The sequence below is a fragment of the Muricaecibacterium torontonense genome (genome assembly GCF_004793925.1).
GTDB lineage: Bacteria > Actinomycetota > Coriobacteriia > Coriobacteriales > Atopobiaceae > Leptogranulimonas > Leptogranulimonas caecicola.
The window spans coordinates 613,412-626,950 of the sequence record NZ_SRYE01000001.1; the positions used below are offsets into that span (position 1 = coordinate 613,412).

A 13,539-nucleotide genomic window follows, 5' to 3' on the forward strand; every position below is an offset into this window, starting at 1 on the left:
CGGTGCTTGCCGGGCATTCGCGGACCGCGCAGGAGGATCCCATGGAGAAAAAAGACCTGGATTGGGCCAATCTCACTTTTAGCTATCAGCCCACCGACGCCAGCTACGTGTGCAACTATGCGGACGGCGCCTGGGACGAGGGCGGGCTGACGCCGGACCATACGGTGACGCTTTCGGAGTGCGCCGGCATTTTGCACTATTGCCAGGAGTGCTTCGAGGGGCTTAAGGCCTACACCTGCGAGGACGGCTCTATCGTGTGCTTCAGGCCTGATCTGAACGCCAAGCGCATGGCGGACTCCGCAGAGCGCCTGGTCATGCCTCCCTTCCCGGAGGACAAGTTTATCGACGCCGTCAAGCAGGTGGTGGCCGCCAACGCTGCCTGGGTGCCGCCCTTTGGCGGCGGAGCGACCCTTTACGTGCGCCCCATGATGTTTGCCACCGGCGAGGTCATTGGCGTGAAGCCGGCGGACAAGTATCAGTTTAGGATCCTGGTGACGCCGGTAGGCCCCTATTTCAAGGGCGGCGCCAAGCCTATCACCATTTGCGTCTCTGATTATGATCGTGCCGCGCCTCATGGCACCGGCAACATCAAAGCCGGTCTCAATTACGCCATGAGCCTCTATCCTTACGAGAAGGCTCACGAGGCAGGGTTCTCGGAGAATCTGTATTTGGATGCCGGCACCCGCACGTACGTGGAGGAGACCGGTGGCGCTAACGTGATGTTTGTGGACAAGGACGGGCGCTTGGTGGTGCCCATCTCTGCCACTGACTCCATCCTGCCTTCCATCACTCGTCGTTCGCTGGTGGCGGTGGCCAAAGACATTCTGGGTCTGGAGGTCGTGGAACGCCCGGTGCGCTTTGACGAGGTGGACGACTTTGTGGAGTGCGGCCTTTGCGGCACCGCTGCGGTGATCTCTCCGGTGGGAAAGATCGTGGCTAGCGACCACGAGGTGGTCTTCGAGGACGGCAAGGACGAGATCGGGCCTGTGATGGGCAAGCTGCGCGAGACGCTCACCGGCATTCAGGCGGGCACCATACGCGCTCCCGAGGGCTGGATCGTGAAAGTTTGCGACGCCGAGGGCAATCTGGTGTAAGTGCTGTATGGCGATGTGCGAGTTGGGGCGCCGGCGTGCGTTCCTTTAGCTGCTGGTAGGAGCCGCAGGTCCCGAGTGAGTGGGCCTGTGGCTCTTTTTGGCGAATATGAATGACGATCCGGCTGTTGAATAATAGTGGACTTTACGAACTATCTCAAATATCCCATTGAGATGGAGTAGGTTCGAGATGCTCTCTAGCCAAGTTTGTGGCTAGAGAGGTGAGGGCCGAGGATTGCTGGTTTCTTCTAGTGAGTCTATGTGTAGTTGCAGGCTGTATTCCTCGGACACGGTCTCTTGGGCTTTAGATCGAGTGTATGAGGAAGCACTTAGAAGAGTGATCTAATAACCGAGTTTTAAAAAACGTATGAGATGCCCTGGAGATTCAGATGAATAAGAAGCTCAAGATCATGTGAGCTTAATTCTCTGAGTAAGGGGGATTGCGATGTTGGTGCTTTGCGATATCTCGGCGCATTTAGCGCTGGTTTCTGGTATGGAGCTTTACTCATGCTCAGTTGAGGAGCAAAAAGCGGCAATGGCTCATAGCCAAGGCGATAAACTTGCAGTAGGTCGATTGCTTAATTCCAAATTTCATGCAGAAACGAAAGACATATGGTCCTATCTAGAACCAGCTGATTCACGTATGTCTCTTTTGGTAGACAAACATGCCAAGGCATACAAAATAAAAAATTGCATTGTATCTACTAGCTTTACGGCGATACCTACAGACTCACTGATGCGTATTTGGCCAGCTCATAGGTCTCAAGTCGACAATCAGGCAATCTATGTCACTTCGCCCAGCGAGCATTTTAGAAGGGCTGCATCGAGGCTTACCACAAGCCAACTACTTCTCCTGGGCTGTTGGCTATGTGGGACGTATCGACCCAGGCCCGATTTGTCCTCTGGCTTTTTGGCAGGACAGCCTCTTTGCAGCAGTTATGAAATACAAAATCATCTATCGATTCATCCGTCACGGAGATACCGGACAAAGGCAAAAGAAGCATCAGCATGTCTGATTAGCGGTTTAGCCTCTCCTGCAGAAGCAGCGCTCTTTCTGCTATTGACCGCACCAACACATTTAGGGGGTTATGGACTTCCCAAACCAGAAGCAAACCCGTGCTTGCCGTTGGATGCTTCGGCAAATCAGCTACTTCCAGGCCAAGTGATAGTGAAGCCAGATTTATTCTGGTCCAGCGTGAAGCTCGATGTCGAGTATGAAAGCACTGAATATCACAATGATAAAATTAGTAATTATGAGCGTCAGAGAATGGCAGCTCTTATGTCTATGGGTATTGATGTTCTGCCAGTCACAAAACAAATGCTCTATAACCCTGCTGCCTTATATAGCGTAGCTAAGACCATAGCTATGAAACTAGGGTTGCGCCTTCGGGAGCCTCTGCCAAGCGTGCAGGATGAGCTTCGAGAGACTGTCTTGGGGCCGTGTACTTTTTGGTAAAAGCGAGCAAGTAGGTAATTGCACTCCTAATTGATGGCCATGAGCGCTGTATATTGCCAGGATCGAATATTACCTACGTGAATTCACGTAGGTAATGATTCTTGTGACCTCGGGGTTCTGAATTTACTACGTGAATTCACGTAGTGAATTGGACGAAATAGCTCAAAAAATCACGTAGCAAATGCACAGCCGCCCCCAAAGCAAATCAGCAGCCGCCTCCAGGCCACAGGATCGCTCTCCCCACACCTCACAGCAAAGCCCACCCCCAGGCCCAACAATTGCCTGGGAGCGGGCTGCCCATGGAGCGTAGACTGCCAGATGATCCAAGAATCCCTCTAGTAGGAGGCCAAAAAGTCGCGAGTGCGCTGCTGGGTGGGATGGTCGATCACCTGGGAAGCATTGCCTTGCTCGATGATGGTGCCACCATCCATAAACATCACGCGGTCGGCCACGTCGCGGGCAAAGGCCATCTCGTGGGTGACAATGGCCATGGTCATGGACTCGTTGGCCAGGTCGCGGATGACGCGTAGCACGCCTTGGGTGAGCTCGGGGTCCAGTGCGCTGGTGGGCTCGTCAAAGAAGAGCACCTCAGGGTCCATGGCCAGGGCGCGGGCTATGGCCACGCGCTGCTGCTGGCCGCCGGAAAGCTCGCAGGGCACCATGGACTCTTTGCCGCCCAGATCCATGCGGTCTAGCAGCTTGCGGGCGCGAGCCTCGGCTTCTTTCTGCGAGCGCTTGAGCACGCGGATCTGCGGGTCACAGAGGTTCTCCAGCACCGTGTAGTGGGGAAACAAGTTGAAGTTCTGAAACACCAAGCCAAAGCGGTTACGCGCTTCGTGCTCCACAGCGGGGCCACCATAATGGGCCGCGCCATCCTCATTCTTAGCCACTACCAGCGAGCCATAGGCCAGTGTGCCTCCGTCCAGGCGCTCCAGCAAGGTGAGGCAGCGCAGCAGCGTGGACTTGCCGCCGCCAGAAGGCCCGATGATCGCCAGTACGTCGCCCTTGTCTATAGACAGGGATATATCTCGCAGCACCCGCGTATTGCCAAAGGACTTCTTGCCATGCTCCAGGCTCACTACTGGCAACGCGATCCCAGCAGTCTTAGAGGCCTGGGTATCTTGAGAAACTACCGCGCTCATAAGGCTCCTAATCGTGGTAATAGTTCATGCGCTTCTCGACGCGAGTCAAGATGAGCTCGATGAATAGATTGATGCACCAATAGATAAGACCCGCAATGATGTAGGGGGTCATGGACACCTCGCGGGCTGCCAGCGCCTTGGCCGAGTTGAACATCTCCATGATGCCCAGCACGAAGGCCAGAGAAGTGTCTTTGACCAGGGTGATGATCTCGTTTCCCATGGCCGGCAAGATGCGCTTGATCACCTGGGACAGCACGATGTGCATGAAGGTCTGCGACCGAGAATAGCCCAACACTTCCGCCGCCTCATACTGCCCGCGGGGAATCGACTGGATGCCCGAGCGGTAGATCTCTGCGAAGTAGGCGGCGTAGTTCAAGATGAAGCCGATGGCGCAGGCGAAAAACTTCCAGTCGGGTCCCATGTTGAGCCCAAAGAGGTAGTAGGGGCAAAACATGATGGCCATAAGCTGCAGCATCAGCGGGGTGCCTCGCATAAGCGAGATGTAGAGGCGCACTACCAGAGCCAAAGGTTTGCAGCGGCTCATGCGCCCCAGGGCCACCAAAATGCCCAGAGGCAGGGCGCCTACCAGGGTCACCACAAAAATCTCGACAGTTAAGACGAGCCCCTCCAAAAGGATGCTCATCATGACGGCGAATTCCATAGGGCGCCTTTCTTAACGGAAAACGGGCCCCGGCACGAGCGTCCGGAGCCCATGAGGCCATAGCTGTGAGCGAAGGCTTACTTCAGGGTCCAGTTGCCCTCGTAGTCCACGCCGTAGTCGGCGTACTTGTCGCAGATCTCTTTGGCGGTGCCATCGGCGGTGAGGTCGCGCAAAGCCTGGGTGACCTTCTCGGCACGATCGGTGTCGCCAAGCTTGAAGCCCACGGCGTAGTGCTCGGTGGAGAGGGGGACGGCCAACTGGACGAAGGCGTCGGGGTTGGCGGAGAGCTGGTAGGCGGCGATGGACAGGTCGCAGGCCACGGCGTCTACCAGGCCGCTCTCAAGCTGGGCGAAGGCGTTGTTGTAGTCGGAGAGCTGGTCGAGGGAGCCAAAGGTGGCGGCGAGATCGGCCTGATCGCCCTCGAGCACCTCCAGCGCGGCGGAGTCTACCTGGGTGGCGACGGTCTTGCCGGCGAGATCAGACAGGCTGTTGATGCCAGAGTCCTTCTTCACTGCGACCACCTGCTCGTTGAGCATGTAGGGCTCGGAGAAGGTGTACTTGTCCTCGCGGCCCTCCATGGTGAAGCCATTCCAAATGCAATTGATGGAACCCTGATTCATCAGGGCGTCCTTGGCGTCCCAGTCGATGGCGTCGCACTCAAGCTCCCAGCCCAGCTTGTCGCAGACGGCCTGGGCCAGATCCAGGTCGAGGCCGGTAGCCTGGCCGTCGTCGCCGATGAAGCCGTAGGGCGGATAGGAGTTGTCGTAGCCCACGATGAGCTTGGGCTTGTCTGAGGCCTGCGCCTCGGGAGCGGCGCTGTTGGACTGCGCGCAGGCAGCCAAGCCGAGAAGGGCGAAGCAGCAAGCCAACATCGCGAATACGCGCTTGAAAGTGGTGGTCATGGGGTCCTCCTCAAGGGGTGCGGATGTGATGCGGCTCCGACTTTGCCTGCAGGAAACTGCATGATCTGGCAACTGGCCGCGGGCTATTTCGTGGGGACACTTTACCACAATAAAGTGCTCCGAGAAGGACCCTCTCCAAAATGAGGAGCGAATGAGACGCATCGGAAATAATGCTGCCTAAAGGATCGTGCAATAGCGTCAAGGCCCGTGGCGCTATCGAGCCCAGGGCTGGCGGCGGGGATAGAGTCGGTGATTGAGACCGCTGGCTACAGCGCGACGCTGGCTACAGCGCGATCTAGCTGAGGTTATAACGATTGCGCTGCGGTCAGATTTGGAGTGTAAGAAGGGGCTGGCCTGCCTGGACTAAGCTGTCAGGCGCACAAAGGAACTCGAGGGCGAGAGGGTCGGGCGCATCGCTTGCGGTAAGTATGAGGCAGTCGCATATATTTTGGGATGCCAGGAAGGCTCGGTCCATGGCGAGCATCGGTTGGCCGGCTTTGACTGGTGCGCCGCTGTCCACGAGGGCCCTGCATCCCTTGCCGCCCAGGGCCACGGTGTCGATGCCTGCGTGCATGAGGAGTTGGACGCCATTCTCGGCAGCGATCAATAGGGCGTGGTCCATGGCTTTGAGGATCACGCCGTTGCAGGGAGCTGCCAGGGTGTCTTGGGAGGGGTAAAGTCCGCAACCGGGTCCCAGAAGGCCTTGGGCAAAGACGGGGTCGGGAACTTGGGCGAGGTCTATCAGCTGTCCTGCGGCTGGGGCGATCAGCACAAGAGGCGAGTGAGAGGAAGCGGGCGCAGAATAGACCATGAGACCCCCGGGATGTCGAGGCAGGCAACTAGTGTGAATAGTCTACTCGCCTTCAGCGGCTTCCTTGCCCCTCTGGGGCCAAGGTGCAAAAATGAAGATTTGACCGCGACGCTCACATTTTGCCTCCAGGAGGGTTCATGCAAGCCAAAAAGCCAGAAGGAACCGAGGATCTCTTTGGCGCCCGTATGCGCGCCTGGGAGGCCATGCAGGCTATCGCTCGCCGCATCTTCTCCCGCTATGGCTTCGACGCCATCGAGACGCCCACCATGGAACAGGTGGATGTGTTCGTGCACGGTATCGGCCAATCCACCGACGTGGTGCGCAAAGAGATGTTCAGGGTTTTCTCGGGTGCGAACTTTGCCAACGTGCTTGAGAGTGGTACCGAGAAAGGCCTCAAACCTTCCAAGCGGCTCGCCCTGCGTCCCGAGGGTACCGCTGGCTTTGTGCGTGCGGCCGTGGAGAATACCTTTGTGCCCCAGGGCGGCGCCCCGGTGAAGATGTGGTACGCGGCGCCCATGTTTCGCGGCGAGCGCGTGCAAAAGGGGCGTCTGCGCCAGTTCCACCAGATCGGTGCGGAGGTGCTGGGGGCCTCGGACCCTGCGTTGGATGCCGAGGTCATCATCATGCTTATGGATTTCTATGCCGCGTTGGGCCTCGACATGACCCGTGTGCGCCTGCGCATCAACTCCATGGGCGACCCCGCCTGCCGCCCGGCCTATCGCGAGCAGGTGCGCCAGTTTATCCTGGATCACGCAGACCAGATGTGCGACGAGTGCCTCACCAGGGCAGACATCAACCCTTTGCGCGCCTTCGACTGCAAGAACGAAGCCTGCCGCGTCGTGATGGAGGACGCGCCCAAGATCGTCGACGCCCTGTGCGACGAGTGCGCGGCCCACTACGCCAAGGTCAAGCAGTATCTGGACGAGGCCGGCGTGGCCTACGAGGAAGACCCCACCCTGGTGCGCGGCCTGGATTATTACACTCGCACGGTCTTCGAGGTAGAGGCCCTAGGCGGGGTGGGAAGCCAGTCGGCCATCGGCGGCGGCGGCCGCTACGACGGCCTCATGGAGCTGGAGGGCGGAAAGCCCACCCCCGGCATCGGCTTTGCCGTGGGCTTCGAGCGCATCATGCTGGTGCTGGAAGACCAGGGCATCGATCTGGCAGGCCCGGCTCCTTCCTGCATCTATGTGGCCTGCGCAGACCCCTCCTGCCGCGATGCCGTCTTTGCCACCTGCCTCGAGCTTCGCCGAGCAGGCCTGCGCACAGAAGCAGACTACCAGGGCCGCTCCCTGAAGAGCCAGTTCAAACAGGCCGACAAACACTCCGCCTCCACCTGCGTGGTCATTGGCCCTGACGAGCTGGCGCAGGGCACGGTCACCGTGCGCGACATGAAGACCCACGAGCAGGAGCCGGTGGCCACAGGCGACCTGGCAAGCTATCTCCTGGCCCGCGTCGCCCCAGGCGAGACCCTATGATCTTCCATGCCATCGACCCCGCTACCGGAGCTGCCGCCGACCCTGCGCAAGCTCCGGCAGTGATGTTTCTGGCCCCGGAGTTTTGCGACTGGTGGGCCATGGCGCCTCTGGCCGCCCAGCTGCCCCAAGGCCATGTGGCCGTGCTGGCGACCTGGGATGGGCTAGGGGAGTGCGGCGACAAGACCTTCTCGGCAGTGGTGGACGAAGCGAAGGCAGTGGTAGCTTGGACCGAGAAACACGTGCCTTCTGGCTTGGCAGCCTTGGTGGGCTGCGGCTTGGGAGGCCAGGTGGCCATCGAGGCGCTCTGCGAGAGCCGAGGGTGCGCCCGGCGCCTCTTTGTGGCCGACGTGCTGTGCGAGCCGGTGCCGGGAGCCGCCGCTTCGGCCAGGCTCAACGGCTGGAGCTGGGGCCTTATGGGCGGCCCCAAGCAGGTGGGCCGCGGGCTTATCGGCCAGGTAGAGTCCAACAGCGGCCAGGGGGCCAAGCTGCTGGCCACCATCCGCAAGCGCCGCCGCTACTTGGCGAGTTCCATGGACGGCTTTGGCATTCCTCGCGGCTACATCGACTCCTTTGCCCGCACTGTGGCCACTACCTCGCGCGATAATGTGGCGGCCATGTCAAGGGCGGTGGAGGAGTGGCGGATCCCCCAGGACATCGGCTGCATCAGCGCGCCTGCCGTGGTGGCTACCTGCACCCTTACTTCTGCTCCTTATCGCACCAGCGGCCAGGCGCTGGCCCGCGCCATCGGCGGCGCCCAGGCCCTGGCCTGCCACGACTTGTCGCGAAACGAGCTCTGCCTGCGCTTTCCGGCCCGCGCCATGGAGTCCATCGCAGGTCTTTTGGCCCAACCGTCACGCCCCTAGGAGCTGCCATGGCTCGCGCACCCTACCGCATTTTGGACGCAAGCCCTCATGGCCTAAGGATCGCCTGGCGCACTGAGGCTATCTCCGCAGAGGCTCTAAGCTCCCTGGGACTTTCGCGCGCAGGAGCCGCCGCCGTGTTGTCTTCTGGCCGTCTGACCCGAGAAGGCATCGTCCTTGCGAGCGCTACTTCACTCACTCCCGGCGACGTGCTGGAGCTGGCCTTCGAGCCTGTGGCGCCCGCGTCGCTGGATGCCTCCATCCCTGCTGCCACGCTTTTGTGGGTAGACCCCTTGGGCCTGGCTTTGGCTGCCGATAAGCCCGCCAACCTCTTGGTGCACGGCGACGGCACAGGGCAGATCACCCTTAGCCAACAGGTGGCTGCAGCTATGGTGCAACGGGGGATCGCAGGGGCTCCCCAGGCACTCCAACGGCTGGATAAAGACACCTCTGGGGTGGTGCTCTTCTCTCTGCACCCGGAGTTTCAGCCGGCTTTTGACGGGCTGGTGGCCTCTCATGACCCGTCGCGTCTCTCCAAACGTTACTTTGCCCTGGTTGAGGGCACGATGGCCCGGCCTGAGGCGGTGGATGTGCCCATCGGCCGCGACCGCCATAATGCCCGGCGCATGTACGCTGGCGCAGGCAAAGAGGCCCGCAGCCTCTTTGAGCCGCTGGGCACGCTGACCCTTGCCAGCGGCGCTTGCGCCACCGCCGTGAGCGTGACCATCACCACCGGCCGGCGCCACCAAATCCGTGTGCACGCAGCTGCCCTGGGCCATCCTGTGGTGGGCGATCTTTTGTATGGAGCGGCGCCGGTCTCCGGCGGCCTGATGCTCCATAGCTGGCAGGAGACCCTGGTGCATCCTGTGAGCGGCCAGCGCTTCCAGGTGGAGGCGGCGGTTCCTTCTCGGTTCCCAGAAGAAGCGCGCCGGCTGGCAGAGAGTGCAAAAAAGTAGATAGAGCGCAGCGGGCGCGGCTGTGCGGAGGGCTCCTGGGACAGTGGCGGCTCTGTGTTTGGGACGGCAGTGATGAAGGCTCTGTGAAGATATCCTTTGGCTGCATATTATCCGAAAACGTACAGTACGATTTCGGACTGTTGTCCTGTAACCAAGTTCATCTATTGAAGGAGTGCCTGTGTCGTCCCTTGTCGTATCCGATGCATCCATCGAGCGTTTTAGAGAGATCTACAACGCCGTGGACCGCATCTACGACCTCTATGCGCGCTCGTGCGGCCTGTCGCCCACCGAGTTTTGGTGCGTGGCCTGCATCGCCGGCGGCCGCTCAAGCCAAGCCGAGATAGCAGAGGAGCTGGCTGCCAGCAGGCAGACGGTGAACTCGGCCTTCAAGGCGCTGGTGCGCCAAGGCCTTATCGAGCTTGCGCCTCATCCGCAAAACGGTCGGGTGAAGCAAGCGCGCCTCACGGCAGCAGGAGAGGCGTTTGTAGAAGCCCATCTGCATACGCTGGACGAGGCAGAAGAAACCGTGTGGAACGCCATCCCCGAGCAAGATCGCATCACGGTGAACCGCGTGCTCGATCAGTTTAGGGTGGCCTTCGCTCCTGCCATAGGCGCCCTCACCCAATCCCAAGCCCCGGCCTCAAGAAAGGAGTAGCCCTCGTGAAGCTGATCTTCCACTTCCTCAAGCCCTATTGGCTCAAACTGTTGGTCATCTGCCTGCTTTTGGCCGTTGACGTGGTGGGCACGCTGGCCATCCCCACCATCGCCGCCAGGATCTTGAACCTGGGCACCGAGCAGGCTTCTTTCAACCTGCTGGTGGCTGCGGGCATGGAGATGGCCGGAGCAGCGCTGCTCACAGGCGTCGCCACTACCGTCGCCACCGCTCTCTGCGCTCAGCTCTGCACCTCCATGGGCCGCGACATTCGCTGTGCGCTCTATGCCAAGTCGATGAAGCTCTCGATCTTTGACTTCCGCCATTTTGGCGTGGCCTCCATCACTACCCGCACGTCTTCCGATGTGACGACGGTGCAAACCCTTATGACCCAGGCTATCCTCATGATCGTGCCCGTGCCTCTCATGGCGGTGGCGGCGCTGGTGATGACCTTCTCGGTGGACACTCTGGCCGGATGGTTCTTGGTGGCCTCCATTATCGTGCTCATCGTAGTGGTGGCATTCATCTTGCGCTCGGTATCGCCGCTCTTCACCCGCCTGCAAAAGCAGCTGGACACCATGACTCAAGTGCTGCTGGAAAATCTTTCGGGCGTGCGCGTGGTGCGTGCCTTCAACCAGCAGAGGCATGAGAACCAGCGACTGGACACCTCCTTTGCCAACTACGCTCAGACCGCCATTAAGGCGAACAAGCTTTTTACCAATGTGGACGGTTTCCAGTATGTGGTGATGAACGTCTTTGTGATCGCGGTCTATTGGACCTCCGGCGCTCGCATCGCCGTGGGCGAGCTGGGCATTGGCGACATCACCGCGCTGGTGGAATACGCCATCATGGTGCTCATGTACATCTTGATGGCCCAGTTCGTCTTCATCATGGTGCCCCGCGCCTTGGAATGCGCCAACCGCATCCAGGAGGTGCTGGATTACTCGCCTGAGATCGACGACCTGCCCGGCGCGCTCACCCACCTGGAGCCAAATCCCGAGGTGCCCACCCTGCGCTTCTCCAAGGTGCGCTTCCGCTATAAGGACGCCCAGGAAGACGCCCTTACCAACCTCAACCTGGAGTGCTGGCCCAACACCACCACCGCCATCATCGGCGGCACGGGTTCTGGCAAGTCCACCATCGCCAGCCTCATCATGCGCTTCAACGAGGTGACTCAGGGCTCGCTGGAGATCGACGGGCAGGACGTGCGCCAAATGACCCAGCATACGCTGCGCGGCCGCATTGGCTATGTGCAGCAGAAGGCCTGGCTGGTCTCGGGCACCATCGCCCAGAACCTGCGCTGGGAAAACGAGCAGGCCACCGACGAAGAGCTTTGGCATGCCCTTAAGGTGGCTCAGGCGGCAGACTTCGTACGCAGCCTGCCTGAAGGTCTGGACGCCCCGGTAGCCCAAGGCGGCTCCAACTTCTCCGGCGGCCAGCGCCAGCGCTTGGCCATCGCCCGCGCCTTGGTGGCAAAGCCCGAGCTCTACGTCTTTGACGACTCCTTCTCGGCCTTGGACTTCAAGACCGATGCCGCTCTGCGCCGCGCTCTGGAGGCTGAGACCGCTGGAGCCGCGGTGCTCATCATTGCCCAGCGCGTCTCCACCATTCGCCATGCCGATCAGATCCTCGTCATCGACGAAGGGCATCCCGTGGGTCTTGGTACCCACGAGCAGCTCATGGAAACCTGCGAGGTCTACCAAGAGATTGTGGCCTCTCAAACCAAGCAGGAGGTGTAGGAATGAAACGTCAAGACTCTCGTATGGGCGTGGCTCTGCGCCTCTTTAGCCAGCTGGGACCCCAGCGCACTCGCCTCATGGTGGTCTTCATCTTGCGCGTGCTGTTCCTGGTGACCTACATCTGGGGGCCCTTCCAGAGCGCTCTGGTCATCAACGACCTTTGGCATGCAGTGCAGCCGGCCCTTGCCGGTGAAGGCCCCTTTGTGATCGCCTGGGATCCTCTGGGCGCTTCGCTCACCTTCCTTACCGTGCTCTACGTGCTGCAGGTGGTGTTCTATTGGGCATCGGTGCAGATCATGGCTTCGGTGGCAGAGACCTTGAACCTGCAGCTGCGCGAATCCATCGCCACCAAGCTCAACCGTCTACCCCTGCGCTTCTTCGACGGCCATCAGCCCGGCGAGATCCTCACCCGTGTCACCGGCGACCTGGACAAGATCTCCGAAACCATGCAGACCGGCCTGCTCCAGCTCATCACCGCAGTGGGCACCATCGTGGGCGTGCTGGCCATCATGTTTTACTACTCGGCAGGCCTTACCCTGGTCTACCTGGCCTTTATGGCACTCTCCAGCATCATCTGCGGGCTCATCTCCAAACGCACCCTCTCTGCTGCCAGCGAGCGTCAGGAGACGCTGGGCGCCCTTACCGGCCAGGTGGAGGAGTACTACACCGGCCGCAACGTCATCCGCGCCTGCAACCAGGAGCAGACTAGCTGCGAGGCGGTGCGCAAGTTGGCAGACGCCAACCGCAAAGCCACCGAGAAGGCCGACTTTGCCATGTACGCCATGAACCCGGTCATGCGTACCATCCAGCGCGTCTCGCTGGCGGTCATCGCCGTGGCCTGCGGTGGCCTCATGCTCGCCGGCGTCATGTCGGTGGGTGTGGCCCAAGCCTTCTTCCAGTACATCAACATGGCAGCCGAGCCCTTTACCCAGGCGGCCTATATGGTGAACTCCCTCCAGAGCGCCCTGGCCTCTGCGCGTCGTACCTTCGAGCTTCTGGACGCTCCCGAAGAGGAATCCGATGTGGCCCACCCCATGGAGGTCCACGGAGCCACCGGCGCCGTCACCTTCGAGCACGTGCGCTTTGGCTATGATCCCCAGGCGCCTCTCATGCACGACGTCTCCTTTGGCGTGCTTCCGGGCCAAAAGGTGGCCGTGGTGGGCCCCACTGGCGCCGGCAAGACCACGCTCATCAACCTATTGATGCGCTTCTACGAGATCGACGGCGGCCTCATCACCTTGGATGGCGTCTCTACCAAGAACCTCACCCGAGACGGCCTGCGCGACAACTTTGGCATGGTGCTCCAGGATACCTGGCTCTTTGGCGGCTCCATTGCCGAGAATATCGCCTATGCCAAGCCGGGAGCCACCCGTGAAGAGATAGTCGAGGCGGCCAAGGCGGCCCGTGTCGACTACTTCATTCGCACCATGCCTCAGGGCTACGACACTCTGGTGGACAACGAGGGCTCCAACCTCTCCCAAGGCCAGCGCCAGCTCATCACCATCGCTCGCATCTTTTTGCGCAACCCGCCGGTGATCATTCTGGATGAGGCGACCTCCAGTGTGGACACTCGCACTGAGGTGGAGATCGGCCGCGCCATGGACCGCCTCATGCATGGCCGCACCAGCTTTGTGATCGCCCACCGCCTCTCCACCATTCGCGATGCCGACCTCATCCTCTATATGGACCACGGCAACATCATCGAGCAAGGCACCCATGACTCACTGCTCGAAGCCGGAGGAGCCTATGCCGCGCTCTATAACTCTCAGTTTGCCTAGGGAGCCTTAGCGCAGG

The 13,539-nt window shown here is 60.3% G+C and carries 12 protein-coding genes; 8 read left to right on the forward strand and 4 right to left on the reverse strand.

Annotation, left to right across the window (positions count from 1 at the left end; translation table 11 throughout):
- The first annotated feature begins 2 nt into the window (after window positions 1-2).
- Entirely contained in the window at window positions 3-1,094 is a 1,092-nt protein-coding gene (locus E5334_RS02535; RefSeq protein WP_275438884.1) for a branched-chain amino acid aminotransferase, read from the forward strand.
- Between the two features lie 442 nt (window positions 1,095-1,536).
- Complete coding sequence (locus tag E5334_RS02540) at window positions 1,537-2,547, forward strand: hypothetical protein (RefSeq protein WP_136012021.1); 1,011 nt, start codon at window positions 1,537-1,539, stop codon at window positions 2,545-2,547.
- A 335-nt stretch (window positions 2,548-2,882) separates the two neighbouring features.
- On the opposite strand, the gene E5334_RS02545 is transcribed toward E5334_RS02540, so the two are convergent.
- From E5334_RS02545 to E5334_RS02560, 4 genes are all read right to left on the reverse strand, one after another.
- Window positions 2,883-3,689, reverse strand: a complete 807-nt coding sequence (locus E5334_RS02545) for an amino acid ABC transporter ATP-binding protein (RefSeq protein ID WP_136012022.1) — start codon at window positions 3,687-3,689, stop codon at window positions 2,883-2,885.
- 7 nt (window positions 3,690-3,696) lie between these two features.
- Window positions 3,697-4,350 (reverse strand): amino acid ABC transporter permease, encoded by a 654-nt coding sequence (locus E5334_RS02550; protein ID WP_136012023.1) that lies wholly within the window; start codon window positions 4,348-4,350, stop codon window positions 3,697-3,699.
- Window positions 4,351-4,427: 77 nt separating this feature from the next.
- On the reverse strand, window positions 4,428-5,252 hold the full coding sequence (locus tag E5334_RS02555) for a transporter substrate-binding domain-containing protein (protein WP_136012024.1): 825 nt from the start codon (window positions 5,250-5,252) through the stop codon (window positions 4,428-4,430).
- 325 nt (window positions 5,253-5,577) lie between these two features.
- Complete coding sequence (locus E5334_RS02560; RefSeq protein WP_136012025.1) at window positions 5,578-6,063, reverse strand: PTS sugar transporter subunit IIA; 486 nt, start codon at window positions 6,061-6,063, stop codon at window positions 5,578-5,580.
- A 137-nt stretch (window positions 6,064-6,200) separates the two neighbouring features.
- On the opposite strand from E5334_RS02560, the gene hisS reads away from it, so the two are divergent.
- From hisS to E5334_RS02590, 6 genes are all read left to right on the forward strand, one after another.
- Window positions 6,201-7,538 carry a histidine--tRNA ligase gene (gene hisS / locus E5334_RS02565; protein ID WP_136012026.1) on the forward strand — a complete coding sequence of 446 codons (1,338 nt, stop codon included), beginning with the start codon at window positions 6,201-6,203 and terminating at the stop codon, window positions 7,536-7,538.
- Window positions 7,535-8,401, forward strand: coding sequence for an alpha/beta hydrolase (locus tag E5334_RS02570; protein ID WP_136012027.1), 867 nt, complete (start codon window positions 7,535-7,537; stop codon window positions 8,399-8,401). The genes hisS and E5334_RS02570 overlap by 4 nt, the downstream gene beginning before the upstream one ends.
- A gap of 8 nt (window positions 8,402-8,409) precedes the next feature.
- Window positions 8,410-9,354 carry an RluA family pseudouridine synthase gene (locus E5334_RS02575; protein WP_136012028.1) on the forward strand — a complete coding sequence of 315 codons (945 nt, stop codon included), beginning with the start codon at window positions 8,410-8,412 and terminating at the stop codon, window positions 9,352-9,354.
- Window positions 9,355-9,532: 178 nt separating this feature from the next.
- Window positions 9,533-10,009, forward strand: a complete 477-nt coding sequence (locus E5334_RS02580; protein WP_167604270.1) for a MarR family winged helix-turn-helix transcriptional regulator — start codon at window positions 9,533-9,535, stop codon at window positions 10,007-10,009.
- Window positions 10,010-10,014: 5 nt separating this feature from the next.
- Window positions 10,015-11,745: an ABC transporter ATP-binding protein gene (locus tag E5334_RS02585; protein ID WP_136012030.1), complete on the forward strand. Its 1,731-nt coding sequence runs from the start codon at window positions 10,015-10,017 to the stop codon at window positions 11,743-11,745.
- Window positions 11,746-11,747: 2 nt separating this feature from the next.
- Window positions 11,748-13,523: an ABC transporter ATP-binding protein gene (locus tag E5334_RS02590; protein WP_136012031.1), complete on the forward strand. Its 1,776-nt coding sequence runs from the start codon at window positions 11,748-11,750 to the stop codon at window positions 13,521-13,523.
- The last annotated feature ends 16 nt before the right edge of the window (window positions 13,524-13,539 follow it).